This is a genomic window from Massilia forsythiae (genome assembly GCF_012849555.1).
Lineage (GTDB): Bacteria > Pseudomonadota > Gammaproteobacteria > Burkholderiales > Burkholderiaceae_D > Telluria > Telluria forsythiae.
Map to the genome: position 1 here is coordinate 1,034,564 of NZ_CP051685.1, position 16,149 is coordinate 1,050,712.

Sequence of the window (16,149 nt, forward strand, 5' to 3'; positions counted from 1 at the left end):
GGACAATGATGTACTAAACGGTTTATATCAGAACTTGCCGCGCACCCCCAGCTGGAAGGTGCGGCCCGGGTTGTACGACGTGAACTGCGCGTTGGTGAACTGGAAGTAGGACTCGCGCTTGGCCTTGTTCAGGTTGACGATGTCGAAGGTCAGCGTCGGCCAGCCGTCGCGGTCGAGCGCCTTTTCCAGGTCCACCGACGACGAGAAGTCGGCCTGCTTGTAATCCTGGCCGTACAGCGCCGCCAGCGCGATGCCGTTCTGGTTGGCGCTGGCGCCCTGGCTGCCCTGCTGGTACATGTGCGACAGGCGCGCCGTGTAGCCGCCGTTCTCATAATAAATGCCGAAGTTGTTGCTCTTCTTCGGCACGCCCAGCGCCACGAAGCCGTTGGTGCCCTCGCCGGTGGCCTGCTGGTTGATGAAGGTGGCGGTCTCGCTGAAGCCGAAGCCGCGGATCGGCAGCAGTTTATCGAGCGGCTGCACCCAGCCGATCTCCAGGCCGCGCACTTTCAGGATGCCGCCGGCATTGCGTTCGCGGGTCATCACCACGGTGGCCGCGCCGGGGCCGCCGCGCGCATCAATCGCCGCCTGCTGGGTCGGGATCAGGTTGTTGTAGGTGATGCCGTACTCGGCCAGCGCGCTGAACGGCAGGCTGATGTTCTCGTTGACGGTGAAGCCTTTCACGCGCTTTTCGAACACGGTCAGGCTGACGTAGCCTTCGCGGCCGGTGTACCAGTCGATGCCCAGGTCCAGGTTGTCCGACAGGTAGGGACGCAGTTCCGGGCTGCCGATGGTGCCGATGTCGGCCGAGGTCGAGCTGAAGTTGATGCCCGGACGCAGCGAGTTCGGGTTGGCGCGGGTCATGCTCTTCGACAGCGCGGCGCGCGCCACGATGTCCGCGCGCAGCGTCAAGGCCGCGGTGGCCGAGGGCAGCGTGTTGTTGTAGGTGGTGTCCTGGTACACCCACTGCGCCTGGTTCGGGTACTTCGAGCCGTTCAGCGGCAGGGTGGCGTTGCGCGGGTCGCTGAAGGAGTTCAGCGAGCCGACTTCCTGCTTGGTGCGGATGTAGCGCACGCCGGCGTTGTAGCGCAGCGGGAAACCCCAGGCGTCCGCCTGGCCGTTGATCTCGGTGTAGAAGCCGGTGGCGCGCTCGCGCACGTAGCCGGCGCTGGCGCCGGTCGAGGAGCTGGTCGAATCCGGCGCGGTCGAGTTGTAGTAGTCGTAGTTGGAATCCTTGCGGAAGCGGTCCCAGTCGATCACCAGCTTGCCGTACGGGCCGGGCACCAGGTAGCTGCCCAGCTGCGCTGCCGGGATCAGGGAACCCTGGTACACCAGCGGCGTGGTCTGCCCGGCGGTGTAGCCGGTGCCATAGCCGGGATACAGCGCCGCGGCGCTGGCGCCCGGCGTGCTGGCGCCATTGCAGACGGGGGCGCCGTTCGGACCCTGCAGGAACACGTTCGGGTTGTTGCCGCACACCGCCGCCTGCCAGGCGGCCGAATTGTCCTGGCCGCGGATGCGGCGGTCGATGTCGTCGTAGGCGATACCCGTTTTGAGGTTGAGCTTGGCGTCGCCCCAGGTCAGGTCGGTGTGAAAACCCTTGGTGCTGGTGTCGCGCAGCTCGTTCTGGATGTTGACGCGGCCGCCGGCCCAGACGAAGTTGGCCGGGTTGTTGACGTCCTGGTTGAAGGTGATCGAGGGCACGCCGCCGCCGTTGTTGGCGAAGGTGGCGACCAGGCCGCTGCCGTCGGCCGTGATCGGCATGACGGTCGGCGCTTCGTGGCTGAAGGTCGACTTGGTGTAGTTGGCCTGCGCGTCCAGCTTCAGCGTCGGGCCGATCTTCCACTCCATACCCGGATTGATGCCCTTCAGGCTGACCTTGTCGCGGCGCGGGCCGTATTCGATGAAGTAGCGCGAGTTGGCGAAGGTGCCGGCGGTGGCGGTGCAGCCGTTGCTGCAGTCGCTGCGGTCGACCTGCATGTTCAGCGGGATCTCGAAGTTGTTGCGCACCGCCCAGGTGTAGGCGATGCGCGACATGTCGTCGTCGCGCTTGCTGTACATGCTGTCGACGTAGAAGTGCAGGCCGGCAGTCGGACGCCATTCGGCGCTGACGATGGCGGCGGCCTTGTCGCGCGTGCCGAAGTAATCCATGGTGCGGCCCAGGCGCGGCACCAGCGCGTTGTCGATCTGGGTGATGTTCAGGCCCGGGTTCTGCGCCAGCAAAAAGGCCTGGTTGATCGGGGTGCCGGCCACCAGCCCGGCGCCGGCGCCGGCCGGCACGACCGCCGGGATGGTCCAGTTGCCGCCGCCGGTGTTGTTGCGCGTGCTGGACGGGTTCTGCGCCGCCGACAGGTTGGCGTTGGTGAGACCGACGGTCTCGTAGCCGGTGGTGCGCGCCTTTTGCCGGTTCACCGAGATGCCGGCCAGGATGCCGAAGGTGTCGCCCCAGGTCTTGCTGGCCAGGAGCGAACCGCGCCCGCCGACGCCGTCGGCGATCTGCTGCTTCTGCGCGGTGGCGCTGTACGAAACGTAGCTGCCCTTGTTGTCGAACGGGCGCGCGCTGCGCAAATTGACCACGCCGGCGGCGCCGCCTTCGAGCATCTCGGCGGTCGGGCTCTTGCTGACGGTGAGCTTGGTGAACAGGTCGGTCGGCAGCAGGTCGAGGTCGATCTCGCGGTTGCTGTTCTGGCCGTCGACCGGGCCGGACGAGGCCACCGCGATCTGGGCATTGTTCAGCAGGACCTTGGTGAAGCTGGAGCCGAGGCCGCGGATCTGCACGTTCATGCCCTCCCCCGTCACGTCGCGCGCGATCTGGATGCCGGGAATGCGGCTGAGCGATTCGGCGATGTTCTTGTCCGGGAACTTGCCGAAGTCCTCGGCGCTGATGGTGTCCTGGAAGCCGACCGATTCCTTCTTGTCCTTGGCCGACGATTCCAGGCTGCCGCGGTAGCCGGTCACCCGCACGACGGTGGCGTCGGCCTGCACGGTCGGGGTTTCCTGGGCATATGCCTGGCTGATCAGACCGGCGAGCACGCTCAGTCCGAGCGCAAACTGCCGGCGGTGCGCGCGGCGCCGCTGGTGGGGCTGGTGCATTGCTGTCTCCTTGCTGTTGTTATTTCCTGGGACGTGCTCGTGGCCGTCCCATGGCTTATTTGCAAGTGTAGAAGTGCAATGTTATTGATGTCAATTCCTCAAACATTGATGTTATGCGCTAACATTATTGCTCGGGAAGGCATTCATATGGCGGTTTCACTTTATGAACTTGGGAAAATTCGGAGAAACCGGCAGTTACCATGTGAAAAAACGGTAATGGTAGGCGGATGTCCAATGATAAATATTCGATAGCGGTATAGACGTTTATGCAACGCTGACGCGATCGACAGGAGGCGCCAAGCGGGCGTACGCGAGCGCGTGATATGAGGGAGGTGAAAGGCGCGCTGGCAGCACAGCAGTACTGAATGAGTACATTGCTACCACACCAGGGCGTAAGGCAGTGACTCTACCCTTGGGTATCGGCCCGTCGTGTCGAGAAAGCTGTCACCAAGAGGGAAATATTGATGCGGTTACCCAAGCCGGGGACGAATAAAACAGTTGCCAGGCACGATTCACGTTGTCCGCTTTCGATCCATTGCGGACGTTCCGAAAAGCATGCCGAACTCGGCGGTTCAACGAACGCGTTAACTATTCTGTTGCTTCCATTCCCCGTACCGAAACGTGAGCAATGGCGCAAGCTGATCATAGATATCCCAACTGTCGGGAAGATGATAGGGGCTTGGAAGGCGATCACCAACAGCCCTGGTCAAGTCGCTCAGATAGTTTGGCTGAGCGTCGTTGTAGTAACTTTTGGCAAAGTCATTACCCTCGTCATTCAAGTCTTCGTCGACAAGTTTCCCGTCACAGGCAGCAATAAACCAAGCGCCAGGAGTGACTTTACGCTGCCGCAGATGCTGCAAATCGTCGTCGAGTTCTACCTCGTGAAGTTCCCCAGCGAGTCCGTTTAGCATGCACCAAGCCGCAAACATGCCGATGTGGGTTGCCCCAGCCTCTGGTGGTAGCTCTTTGGGAAAGTCACCGCCGACATGCCAGCTAGCGTCATCATATTTCATTCGTTTCTCTATCTTGTCTCGTTGTGTGAGCGTTCCCTGGGGATGAGTCATTGCAACGTCTGGTTCTGGCCGATCTCGTCCGTTGGTCGGTACTGCGGGAACGACGGGTGACGCGTCAGTCGAGCGGCACGTCGTCCTGCTTCAGGTACCACTTCAGCGCGCGAACGGCCATCGCATGGTCGTCCACGCCTGCCAGGCCCGATACGGTGATCGTGCCGATCTGGCCCCTGCCTTTCAGAATGATCGGGAACGCGCCACCGTGGGCGGCGAAGTCCTTCGGGTCGAACGCCGGCAAGTTGTTGAAGTCCTGGCCGTTGTTGATGGCTTCGATGTGCTTGAAGAACGATGCGTGGCCCGTGCGATTGACCAGATTGCTCTTGCGACGGATCCAGTCGATGTTGTTCGGGCTGGTGCCGGCCATCGCGTGGAAGAACACCGGGTTGCGCTCGACGGTAACGTCGACCGTGACCGCGACCTTGTCCGCCTTGGCCTGCTCGACGATGCGGTTGCCGATCGCGAGCGCAGTGTCGTTGTCGAATGACGTGAACTGCAGCGCCTGTTCCTGACGCTCGATGACGTCGATCGACGGAAAGTTTTCCTTTTTGCCCATGGTGCTTTCCGGCTTGATGGCGCGGGGAGGTGCTGCTTCCAATGGGTCGGTGCTTGCGGCGTCGACCGGGAGCGTGGCAAGCAGTGCGCCTGCCACGATCAGGCTAGCGCAGACAGTTCGGACAGGTGTGACAGCCATGGCGTTGCGCGCTCCTCCGGTCGTTGTTGTCCGACAAGTATAGCGCTAGTCGATAGCGTAAACCCGGCGCCATCGATCAACGCCGCACGACGATCGGCTTGAGACCGAGCGAGGCCGGCACGTCGCGCGCCGCATCCAAGGCCATGTCACGGGTGTCGAACGGCCCGCTGAGCACGCGGTTGACGGTCCCAGCCGGCTCCACCTCGACCGCTTGCGCCATGCCGCTCTTGCGCAGCAGCGCGCCGATTTCCTGCGCCTTGTCTTCGCGCCCGAAGGCGCCCAGCTGCAGGTAGAAGCCAGGCTTCAATGCGGCTCCCGCCGTGGGTGCTGGCGCGAAGGACGCTTCGCGTGCCTGCGGCGCCGGCAGCGATACCGGCTGCGGCTGCGGCAGCGGCTGGAACTGCGCCGCCATAACTGGCTGCGTCTGCGTCTGCGTCTGCATCTGCGCCGTGCCGCCCGCGGCGAACTGCGACTGCTGCTGCGCTGGCGCCACTGCGACCGGCACGGGCTGCGGCTGCAATTGCACCTGCGCCGCCGGCAGCGCCGCGGCGACCGGCACCGGCCGCAGCACGGCAGGCGCCGCCGCTAGCGGGCGCACGACCGGCACCGGCGGCGCCACCGCGCGCGCCGCCAGCGCGGCGCGGCTGCCGTCCGGGAACAGGCGCTCCAATTGCACCTGGTGGCTGCCCTTGCCCAGCAGCCCGAGCTTGTAGGCGGCGGTGTACGACACGTCGATGATGCGCTCGGCGTGGAAAGGGCCGCGGTCGTTGACGCGCAAGACCACCGACTGCCCGCTCTCCAGGCTGGTGATGCGCACATAGGACGGAATCGGCAGCGTCGGGTGCGCCGCCGTCATCGCGTACATGTCGTAGGGTTCGCCCGACGAGGTGCGCTGGCCGTGGAATTTCACCCCGTACCAGCTGGCCACGCCGCGCTGGCTGAACGGCTCGTCGCCCAGCATCGGCACGTAGTTCTGGCCGAACACCTCGTACGGACGGTTGGCGGCGCGCGCGTAGGGTTCGTAGCGCACCACCGCGTCCGGCACCTTGTCCAGGTTGGGCGGCGGATTGGCGCCCGGGCCGTCGTCCTGGTAATAGCCGCCGCGCCCGGAACCGGCGCGCGGCAGGGCGGGATTGCCCTTCCCTTTCGACGCACCCTTCGACCACGACGCATTCCCACCCTTGCGCTCGCCGCTACCGGCGCAGCCGGTCACCAATACCGCCAGCGCCACCAGGGCCGCCGGCGCCAGCGCCACGCCTTTCAACCGCATCATCGATTTGGCATTGCGTCCCATGTCAGGTCTGCACCAGCTTGCGGTGGCGCTGGATGCTCATCAGGATGCCGCTGCCCAGTCCCAGCGTGATCAGGGCGGTGCCGCCGTAGCTCATGAACGGCAAGGGCACGCCGACCACCGGCAGGATGCCGCTGACCATGCCCATGTTGACGAAGGCATAAATAAAAAACATCATCGCGATCGAGCCGCCCAGCAGGCGCGTGAACAGGTTGGGTGCGTTGGCCGCGATCATCATGCTGCGCCCGATCAGCAACAGGTAGAAGAACAGCAGCACCAGGTTGCCGACCAGGCCGAACTCTTCCGAATACACCGAGAAGATGAAGTCGGTGGTGCGCTCCGGGATGAATTCCAGGTAGGCCTGCGTGCCCTTCATGTAGCCCTTGCCGGTCACGCCGCCGGAACCGATCGCGATCACCGACTGGATGATGTGGAAGCCTTTGCCGAGCGGGTCGGAGGTCGGGTCGATCAGCGTCATCACGCGTTCGCGCTGGTAGTCGTGCAGCATCGACCAGATCACCGGCAGGCTGGCGCCGCCGGCGGCGACCAGGGCCGCCAGCGCCTTCCACGACAGGCCGGCCAGGAAGATCACCCAGAAGCCGGCGCCGCCGACCAGCAGCGCGGTGCCGAGGTCGGGCTGGCGCACGATCAGGCCGAACGGGATCGCCAGCAGCAGCGCCGCCACCAGGAAGGATTTCCAGTGCAGCATGCTGGCGCGGGTCTGGAAGTACCAGGCCAGCATCAGCGGCGTGGCGATCTTCATGATCTCGGACGGCTGGATGTCGACGCCCACGTGCAGCCACCGGCGCGCGCCCTTCTTGATGACGCCGAACAGCGCCACCGCCACCAGCAGCGCCACCCCGAAGGTGTACACCGGCACCGCCAGGCGCAGCAGCGTCTGCGGCGGGATGTTGGCCGCCACCCACATCACGATGAACGACAGCAGCATGTTGCGCATCTGCCCCTCCAGGCGGCCCGGGAAGTCGTGCCCGGCCGAGGACAGCGTCAGCAGGCCGGCGCCGAACAGCAGGAACAGGATCAGCGCCAGCGGACCGTCGAACACCGTGAAATACGGCTTGATACGCCGGCTGAGCGAGCGCCGCTCGGGAATGTGTGCCATCGCTTACTCCTGGTTGCCGGGGGTTTCGCCACCCGGCGGTTTCGGCGCGCCGGCGCTCGGGCCGAAGGATTCCTCCGGCGTCGCCTGGTCGTCCTTCGGCAGCACGGGCGCCGGCTTGTCCTTCTCGCCCGGGCGCTTGCCGAGCAGGTAGTAGTCCAGCACCTTGCGCGCGATCGGCGCCGCGATGGTGCCGCCCCAGCCGGCGTTCTCGACCACCATGGCGAACGCGATACGCGGCTTGTCGGCCGGCGCGAAGGCGGTGAACAGCGCGTTGTCGCGCAGGCGCTCGGGCGTCATGTTGTGGTTGTATTTGGCGCCCTTCAGGCCCACCACCTGGGCGGTGCCGGTCTTGCCGCCCGCCGTATACGAGATGTTGCGGAACATCTTGTAGGCGGTGCCGCTCTGGTCGGCGATCACGCCCACCATGCCGCGCTTGACCACGTCGATGTTGTCCTGCTTGAGCGGGATGCGTCCGGATTCCTTCGCCACCGTCAGGGTGCGCTGGCGCGTGGTCGGGTCTTCGAGGATCTTGACCAGGTGCGGCTTCATGACCACGCCGTTGTTGGCCAGGGTCGAGACCGCGTGCGCCAGCTGCAGCATGGTGTAGCTGTTGAAGCCCTGGCCGATGCTGACGGAAATGGTGTCGCCGCCGACCCACTTCTGGGCCGCGCGGTTGCGCTTGAAGCGCTCGCGCTTCCATTGCTGCGACGGCAGCACGCCCGACTTCTCGTGCTCGAGGTCGATGCCGGTCTGCGCGCCGAAGCCGAACTGGCCCATGAAGCCGCTGATGGCGTCGATGCCCATGTCGTTGCCGAGCTGGTAGTAATAGGTGTCGCACGACATCACGATCGAGCGGTACATGTCGATGTAGCCGTGCCCGCCCGGCTTGTCGTCGTTGAAGCGGTGCCCGCCCAGCATGAAGAAGCCGGCGTCGCTGATGCCCTGCTCCGGCCGGCGCTTGCCCAGTTCCAGCGCCGCCAGTGCCATGAACGGTTTGAAGGTCGATCCGGGCGGATAGGTGCCGGACAGCGGCCGGTTCATCAGCGGGCGGTCGAGCGAGGTGTTCAGCTCGTTCCAGCTCTGGGCGTCGATGCCGTCGACGAACAGGTTGGGATCGAAGCCGGGACGCGACACGTAGGCCAGCACGTCGCCGGTCTCGGGTTCGATCGCCACCAGCGCGCCGCGGAAGTCGCCGAAGGCTTCTTCCGCCACCTTCTGCAGCTCGATGTCGATCGACAGCACCAGGTTCGTCCCCGGCACGGCCGGCGTGCGCGACAGCGTGCGGATGGCGCGCCCGCCGGCCGAGCGCTCGACTTCCTCGTAGCCGGTCTGGCCGTGCAGCTGGCGCTCGTAGCTCTTTTCCAGGCCTTCCTTGCCGATGTGGTCGGTGCCGTTGTAGTTGGCGGCGTCGTCGCCGGCATCGATCGCCTTGGCTTCGTTCTGGTTGATGCGGCCGATGTAGCCGACCACGTGCGACGCCACTTCGCCCAGCGGGTACTGGCGGAACAGGCGCGCCTGCACTTCCACGCCGGGGAAGCGGAAGCGCTGCGCGGTGAAGCGCGCCACCTCGTCGTCGGTGAGGCGGGTGCGGATCGGCACGCTGGCGAAGTTCTTCGACTCTTCCATCAGGCGCTTGAAGCGCTTCCTGTCCTTCGGCTCGATGGCGACCAGCTTGGCCAGTTCGTCGATCACGGAGTCGAGGCTGGCCTCCAGCTTGGACGGCGTGATCTCGAGCGTGTAGGCCGAATAATTGCTGGCCAGGACCACGCCGTTGCGGTCGACGATCAGGCCGCGGTTCGGGACGATCGGCACCAGCGCGATGCGGTTGTCCTCGGCCTGCGCCATGTACTGGTCGTGCTTGACCACCTGCAGCCAGATCCAGCGGGTCACCAGCAGGGCGAAGCAAATGAACACGAAGGCCACCATCGCCGTCAGGCGCATGCGGAACAGGTGGATTTCGCGGTCGCTGTCTTTGATTTCAGTCATGCGAAAAATGCGTATCGAATTGGCTCGGAGCGGGCGGGATCAGATCGGACGCGTGTGGTCCTTGTCCACCGCGCGCCGCTGCGGCGCCAGCAGCATCCAGGTGATCACCGGCCACAGCGCCACGGCGATCACGCTTTCCAGGAAGTGCAGCCAGCTCGGAAACCGTCCGGTCACGAAGAAGCGCACCACGATCTGGATCGCCTGCGTCATCAAGAGCAGCGGGAACACGTGCATGGCCTGGGTGCCGATCGGGAACCACAGCACGCGCCGGTGGATCATGATGGCGAGATAAGACAGCAGCGTGTAGGCCAGCGCGTTCTCGCCCAGCAGGGTGGCGTCGTGCACGTCCATCAGCAGGCCCATGCAGAAGGCGATGCCGATGCCGACCTTGCGCGGCTGGTGGATGCCCCAGAACACCAGTACCAGCGCCACGAAGTCGGGCGCGCCGAACCAGCGCCCCCAGGGCAGCAGGTTCAGCATGAAGGCGCACACCAAGCTGAAGGCGATGAACAGCGGGCTGACCGGCAGCAGGATGTAGTGCGGACGGGTCGGCATCAGTTGCCCTCCTTCGGCTGGACGGCGGGCGCGGCGGCGCGCGCCGGGGCCGGCGCGACGGCAGGCGATGCATTGGCGGCCGGCGGGCGGACCGTGGACGCGGCGGCCGGCGTACCGGCGGCCAGCGCACCGGCGGCCGACGTACCGGCGCCGCCCGCGGCCGGACGGACAACGGCTGCGGCCGCCGGTATCGTACGGGTGGCGGTTGCGCCGGGCACCGGCGCCGTGCCGGCCGGACGTGCCGCATTCGCAGCCGTGCCGGCCGGCGTACCGGCGGCCGGCGTACCGGCGGCCGGCGTACCGGTGGCCGGCGCGCCGGCAACGCGCGCGCCGCCGGCCGCGCCACCGGCAGCAGCCGGCGGCACCGCCAGCGGCTGGGCCGGCAGCGGCAGCGCCGGAATCGGCGCCATCTTCGGCAGGTTGCGGCGCGAAGCGGCCGTGCTCGGCGTCCTGGGCGCCTCTTCCGGCGGACGCGGCGGCAGCACCTGGTCGGACATCACCACCAGCAGCTGGCGGTTGCTCTCGACCCCGGCCAGCGGCTGGCACACCACGCGCCCGAAGGCGCCGGCCGCGACGTTCTCGACCTGCACCACCTTGGCCACCGCCAGCCCGGCCGGATACATGCCGTCCAGGCCGGAAGTCACCAGCACGTCGCCGACCTGGATGTCGGCGTTGGGCGCCACGAAGCGCAAATCGAGCAGGCCGGAATGGCCGCGGCCGTAGGCCACGCTGCGCAGGCCGCTGCGCAGCACCTGCACCGGGATCGCCTGCTCCTTGTCGGTCAGCAGCGTGACTTCGGCGGTGAACGGGAACACGCGCGTGACCTGGCCGACCACGCCGGCATTGTCGATCACCGGCAGGCCGAGCTTGACGCCGCTGCGCGAGCCGCGGTCGAGCACGACCCGGCGCGTGGACGGATCGCGCGCGTCGTACAGGATCTCGCTCATCAGCGAGCGCACCGGCAGGTGTTCGCGCGCCTCCATCAGGCGCCGCAAATGGGCGTTCTCGGCGGTCTGGAGCTGGGCCTGCTGCATGGCCTGGGCCAGCGCGATCTGCTGGCTCTTGAGGTCGCGCACTTCCTTTTGCAGGGCGGCGATGGAGGAAAAATAGCTGCCCGCGCCGGCCACCGCGTCGCGCGGGGCCAGGGCCGCCATCTGCAGCGGGTACAGGACCGTGGCCGCGACCTGGCGCACGGCGGTGAGCGCATGAAAACGCGCATCGACGACCAGCAGCGCGATCGAGACCAGAGCGAACACCGTCACCTTCACCCTTGCGGGGGCGCCTTGCTTGAAAAGCGGCGGAGGACTGTATTCCATGACTTCCAATAATGCAGGCGCGGGGCGCCAACGTCAAATCGAGCGCCGCATGGCGATACCGGCGCCAGCATCGATGGCGCCGGTAGGCAACGCCGGGCAGCGTGCCGCGGCGCCCGGGCTTACTCGTACGAGAAGATCGAGCCGAGCTTGTCCATGCGCTCGAGCGCCATGCCGGAGCCGCGCACCACGCAGGTCAGCGGGTCTTCCGCGACCAGCACCGGCAGGCCGGTCTCTTCCATCAGCAGGCGATCGAGGTCGCGCAGCAGCGCGCCGCCGCCGGTCAGCATCATGCCCTTCTCGGCGATGTCGGCACCCAGTTCCGGCGGGGTCTGCTCGAGGGCGTTCTTGACGGCGGAAACGATATTGTTCAATGGGTCGGTCAACGCTTCCAGGATCTCGTTAGACGAGATGGTGAAGGCGCGCGGAATGCCTTCGGACAGGTTGCGGCCCTTGACTTCCATTTCCTTGACTTCGGAACCCGGAAACGCGGAGCCGATCGCCTTCTTGATCGACTCGGCGGTCTGTTCGCCGATCAGCATGCCGTAGTTGCGGCGGATGTAGTTGACGATGGCTTCGTCGAACTTGTCGCCGCCCACGCGCACCGAACCTTTATACACCATGCCGCCCAGCGAGATGATGCCGACCTCGGTGGTGCCGCCGCCGATGTCGACCACCATCGAGCCGGTCGCTTCCGACACCGGCAGGCCGGCGCCGATCGCGGCCGCCATCGGCTCCTCGATCAGGTACACCTGCGAGGCGCCGGCGCCCAGCGCCGATTCGCGGATCGCGCGGCGCTCCACCTGGGTCGAGCCGCACGGCACGCAGATGATGATGCGCGGCGACGGACGGAAGAATTTGGAGTCGTGCACCATGCGGATGAACTGCTTGAGCATCTGCTCGGTGACGGTGAAGTCGGCGATCACGCCATCCTTCATCGGCCGGATCGCCTCGATGTTGCCCGGCACCTTGCCCAGCATCTGCTTGGCTTCCTTGCCCACTGCCTGGATCGTCTTCTTACCGTTCGGACCGCCTTCCTGGCGGATCGCCACGACCGACGGCTCGTCCAGCACGATGCCGAGGCCACGCAGGTAGATCAACGTGTTGGCGGTGCCCAGGTCGATAGCCAGGTCGTTCGAAAAGTAGCTGCGTAAAAAACCAAACATGTGTGTCCTGATGCGCAAGCTCTGCGCGTAAAGCGGACCCCGAAAAACCTGCTGCGCACTGCATCCTGCGATGCCGGCCGGGTCCTGGGACCCACCACGATGCCTGTCGAGCCCGGAGGCGGCTGGACATCATGATTCGGCGTTCTCAACGACAAAATTGCCGTTGGCCAATTTTCGCTGTATCGATCGCAGTGCGATTTTCGTGGCCCCAAACATTAATCGGGGAAATCTTGCCACGGCCATGGAAACGCTGCCGCGGACTTGTCATGCGCGGGGCGGCCCGCTTTCGGCGCCGAGAACGCATTAGCCCGCCATTCTACCTTATAATTTACCGATTAAACGCGCGAAAACGGATGCATTCTCCAGCATATCAGCGAGCCAAATCTCCATCTTTAGTAAGCTTTTATCGTCCGTAACGCGCTGTTATCCAAATTTCATCATTTGCACAACCCTCTATGAACGCGGCATCGAACCGCGCCACCCGCCATGTCCCTGACACTTGCAGACGTAAAACGGATCGCCAACCTGGCCCAGCTCGACATGGACGATACCCATGCCGAGATCGCATTGGGTGAACTGAACGGGATCTTCGCCCTGGCCGAACAGATGCAGGCGGTCGACACCAGCGGCGTCGCCCCGCTGTCGCAGCCGCTGGCCGCGATCCTGTCGCTGCCCCTGCGCCTGCGCGACGACGTGGTGACCGAGGAAGACCGCCGCGCCGACTACCAGGCCCCGGCCCCAAGGCCCAGGACGGCCTGTACCTGGTGCCGAAAGTCATCGAATAACCGCTAGGGATCGAAGCAATGCACAACAAGACCATCAAGGAGCTGTCCACGCTCCTGCGCGCGAAACAAGTATCGGCCACCGAGCTGGCCCGCCACTACCTGGAGCGCATCGGCGCCAGCGGGCACAACGCCTTTTTGCACGTCGACGAAGAACTGTCGCTGGCCCAGGCCAAGGCCGCCGATGCGCGCTTCGCCGACGGCAGCGCCGGCGTCCTGACCGGCATTCCGATCGCGCACAAGGACATCTTCGTGACGCGCGGCTGGCGCTCGACCGCCGCAAGTAAAATGCTGGGCAACTACGTCAGCCCGTTCGACGCCACCGTGGTCGAGAAATTCGGCGACGCCGGCATGGTCACGCTCGGCAAGCTGAACTGCGACGAATTCGCCATGGGTTCGGCGAATGAAAACTCCGCTTTCGGCGCGGTGAAGAATCCGTGGGATGCGCTGGCCGTGCCGGGCGGTTCCTCGGGCGGCTCGGCCGCCGCCATCGCCGCGCGCCTGGCCCCGGCCGCCACCGGCACCGACACCGGCGGCTCGATCCGCCAGCCGGCCGCGTTCTGCGGCATCACCGGCATCAAGCCGACCTATGGCCGCGTGTCGCGCTTCGGCATGATCGCCTTCGCTTCCTCGCTCGACCAGGGCGGCCCGATGGCGCGCACCGCCGAGGATTGCGCCCTGCTGCTCAACGAAATGGTCGGCTTCGACAAGCGCGACTCGACCAGCCTCACCGCCGAGCAAGGCAACGAGCGCGAGGATTTTACGCGCGACCTGAACCGGCCCTTGAGCGGCCTGCGCATCGGCGTACCGAAGGAATACTTCGGCGAAGGCCTGGCAAGCGACGTCGAGCAGGCCGTGCGCGCCGCGCTGGACGAGTTCGTGAAGCTGGGCGCGACCCTGGTCGAGATCTCGCTGCCGAAGACGGCGCTGTCGATCCCGGTGTACTACATCATCGCCCCGGCGGAAGCCTCGTCGAACCTGTCGCGCTTCGACGGCGCCCGCTACGGCTACCGCACGCCCGAGTACAAGGATTTGCAGGACATGTACAAGAAGACGCGCGCGGAAGGCTTCGGCAAGGAAGTCCAGCGCCGCATCATGGTCGGCACCTACGTGCTGTGCCACGGCTACTACGACGCCTACTACGTGCAGGCGCAAAAGATCCGCCGCCTGATCGCCGACGATTTCCAGGCCGCCTTCAAGGACCAGTGCGACGTCATCATGGGCCCGGTGGCCCCGACCGTGGCCTGGGACCTGGGATCGAAGTCGAACGACCCGGTCGCCAACTACCTGGCCGACATCTTTACCTTGTCGACCAGCCTGGCCGGCCTGCCCGGCATGTCGATCCCGGTCGGCTTCGGCCAGGGAGAAAAGAATGCCAAGCGCCCGGTCGGCCTGCAAATCATCGGCAATTATTTCGCCGAAGCCAAGCTGCTGAACATCGCGCACCAGTACCAGCAAGCCACCGACTGGCATACCCGCACACCCGACGGCGTCTAAGGAGAACATCATGCAATGGGAAGTCGTCATCGGTCTCGAGAACCACGTACAACTCACGACCAACTCGAAAATCTTCAGCGGCAGCTCGATCCAGTTCGGCGCCGAACCCAACACGCAAGCCAGCCCGGTCGACCTGGCCCTGCCCGGCGTGCTGCCGGTGCTGAACCGCGGCGCCGTCGAGCGCGCCATCCGCCTGGGCCTGGCGGTCGGCGCAAAAATCGCGCCGCGCTCGGTGTTCGCGCGTAAAAACTATTTTTACCCGGACCTGCCCAAGGGCTACCAGATCAGCCAGTTCGAAGACCCGGTCGTCCAGGGCGGCACCATCAGCTTCGCCTACGAAAAGGATGGCAAGCTGCAGACCAAGACCGTCAACCTGACCCGCGCCCACCTCGAAGAGGACGCCGGTAAATCGCTGCACGAAGACTATGCCGGCATGAGCGGCATCGACCTGAACCGCGCCGGCACGCCGCTGCTGGAAATCGTGTCCGAGCCGGAAATGCGCAGCGCCGCCGAAGCGGTCGCCTATGCAAAAGCCCTGCACGCGCTGGTGATGTGGCTGGGCATTTGCGACGGCAACATGCAGGAAGGCTCGTTCCGCTGTGATGTCAACGTGTCGGTGCGCCCAGTCGGCCAGGCCGAATTCGGCACCCGCTGCGAGATCAAGAACCTGAACTCGTTCCGCTTCATGGAAGAAGCGATCCACTACGAGGTGCGCCGCCAGATCGAGCTGATCGAGGATGGCGGCAAGGTGATCCAGGCGACCCGCCTGTGGGACCCGGACAAGAAGGAAACCCGCTCGATGCGCACCAAGGAAGACGCGCAGGACTACCGCTACTTCCCCGACCCCGACCTGCCGCCGCTGGAGATCGCCCAGGAGTGGATCGAGCGCGTCAAGGAAAGCATGCCGGAACTGCCGGCCGCGATGCGCGCGCGCTTCACCGGCGAGTATGGCCTGCCCGAGTACGACGCCCTGATCCTGACCTCGTCGCAAGTCATGGCCAGCTACTACGAAGCGGTGGTGGCCAAGGCCGGCAAGGACAACGCCAAGGCCGCCGCCAACTGGATGATGGGCGAAGTGGCGTCGACGCTGAACCGCGAAGGCGTCGACCTGGCCGATTCGCCCGTGGAAGCCTCGCAGCTGGCACTGCTGCTGAAACGCATCGCCGACGGCACCATCAACAACAAGTCGGCCAAGGAAGTGTTCGCGGCGATGTGGGAAGCCAAATCGGGCGACGAGCACCTGGCCGACCAGATCATCGACGCGAAGGACCTCAAGCAGACCTCCGACGTCGGCGCGCTGGAAGCCATCGTCGACGAGGTGCTGGCGGCCAATGCCAAGTCGGTCGAGCAGTACCGCGCCGGCAAGGAAGCGGCGATCAACGCGCTGATCGGCCAGACCATGAAGGCGTCGAAGGGCAAGGCCAATCCGGCCCAGGTGACCGAGCTGCTGAAGAAGAAGCTGGCGGGCTGAGCGCGCCATCGCGGCGGTGCATCCAACGAACCGGGGCTTGCCCCGGTTTTTTTTGCGCCGTTCACCACTTTTTACAGCGTCGCCGACCATGGCGACTCCCTGTAAAGATGCCGCTATTAC

11 protein-coding genes and 1 pseudogene are annotated in these 16,149 nt (G+C 65.5%); 3 read left to right on the forward strand and 9 right to left on the reverse strand.

All coding sequences use genetic code 11. From position 1 onward, the window contains the following. Positions 1–27: 27 nt before the first annotated feature. The 9 genes from HH212_RS04460 to HH212_RS04500 form a co-directional block, all read right to left on the reverse strand. Positions 28–3,087 carry a TonB-dependent receptor gene (locus tag HH212_RS04460; protein WP_169434272.1) on the reverse strand — a complete coding sequence of 1,020 codons (3,060 nt, stop codon included), beginning with the start codon at positions 3,085–3,087 and terminating at the stop codon, positions 28–30. A 584-nt stretch (positions 3,088–3,671) separates the two neighbouring features. After that, positions 3,672–4,100: a DUF7832 domain-containing protein gene (locus HH212_RS04465; RefSeq protein WP_169434273.1), complete on the reverse strand. Its 429-nt coding sequence runs from the start codon at positions 4,098–4,100 to the stop codon at positions 3,672–3,674. 115 nt (positions 4,101–4,215) lie between these two features. Continuing rightward, positions 4,216–4,848, reverse strand: coding sequence for a heme-degrading domain-containing protein (locus tag HH212_RS04470; protein ID WP_169434274.1), 633 nt, complete (start codon positions 4,846–4,848; stop codon positions 4,216–4,218). Between the two features lie 76 nt (positions 4,849–4,924). Then, complete coding sequence (locus HH212_RS04475; RefSeq protein ID WP_229217568.1) at positions 4,925–6,142, reverse strand: septal ring lytic transglycosylase RlpA family protein; 1,218 nt, start codon at positions 6,140–6,142, stop codon at positions 4,925–4,927. Between the two features lies 1 nt (position 6,143). Then, positions 6,144–7,259 (reverse strand): rod shape-determining protein RodA, encoded by a 1,116-nt coding sequence (gene rodA / locus HH212_RS04480; RefSeq protein ID WP_169434275.1) that lies wholly within the window; start codon positions 7,257–7,259, stop codon positions 6,144–6,146. Positions 7,260–7,262: 3 nt separating this feature from the next. Beyond that, positions 7,263–9,245 carry a penicillin-binding protein 2 gene (mrdA, locus tag HH212_RS04485; RefSeq protein ID WP_169434276.1) on the reverse strand — a complete coding sequence of 661 codons (1,983 nt, stop codon included), beginning with the start codon at positions 9,243–9,245 and terminating at the stop codon, positions 7,263–7,265. A 39-nt stretch (positions 9,246–9,284) separates the two neighbouring features. Beyond that, positions 9,285–9,800, reverse strand: coding sequence for a rod shape-determining protein MreD (mreD, locus tag HH212_RS04490; protein ID WP_169434277.1), 516 nt, complete (start codon positions 9,798–9,800; stop codon positions 9,285–9,287). Further along, entirely contained in the window at positions 9,800–11,116 is a 1,317-nt protein-coding gene (gene mreC, locus HH212_RS04495; RefSeq protein WP_169434278.1) for a rod shape-determining protein MreC, read from the reverse strand. The genes mreD and mreC overlap by 1 nt, the downstream gene beginning before the upstream one ends. Before the next feature lie 119 nt (positions 11,117–11,235). Then, a complete protein-coding gene (locus HH212_RS04500) occupies positions 11,236–12,279 on the reverse strand; it encodes a rod shape-determining protein (RefSeq protein ID WP_169434279.1) in 1,044 nt (347 codons plus the stop codon). A 486-nt stretch (positions 12,280–12,765) separates the two neighbouring features. On the opposite strand from HH212_RS04500, the pseudogene gatC reads away from it, so the two are divergent. The 3 genes and pseudogenes from gatC to gatB all read left to right on the forward strand — a co-directional run bounded on the left by gatC (position 12,766) and on the right by gatB (position 16,029). Further along, positions 12,766–13,064, forward strand: a pseudogene (gene gatC, locus HH212_RS04505) (Asp-tRNA(Asn)/Glu-tRNA(Gln) amidotransferase subunit GatC). An 18-nt stretch (positions 13,065–13,082) separates the two neighbouring features. Further along, entirely contained in the window at positions 13,083–14,558 is a 1,476-nt protein-coding gene (gene gatA / locus HH212_RS04510) for an Asp-tRNA(Asn)/Glu-tRNA(Gln) amidotransferase subunit GatA (RefSeq protein ID WP_169434280.1), read from the forward strand. Between the two features lie 10 nt (positions 14,559–14,568). Further along, positions 14,569–16,029: an Asp-tRNA(Asn)/Glu-tRNA(Gln) amidotransferase subunit GatB gene (gene gatB, locus HH212_RS04515; protein ID WP_169434281.1), complete on the forward strand. Its 1,461-nt coding sequence runs from the start codon at positions 14,569–14,571 to the stop codon at positions 16,027–16,029. Positions 16,030–16,149 lie beyond the last annotated feature (120 nt).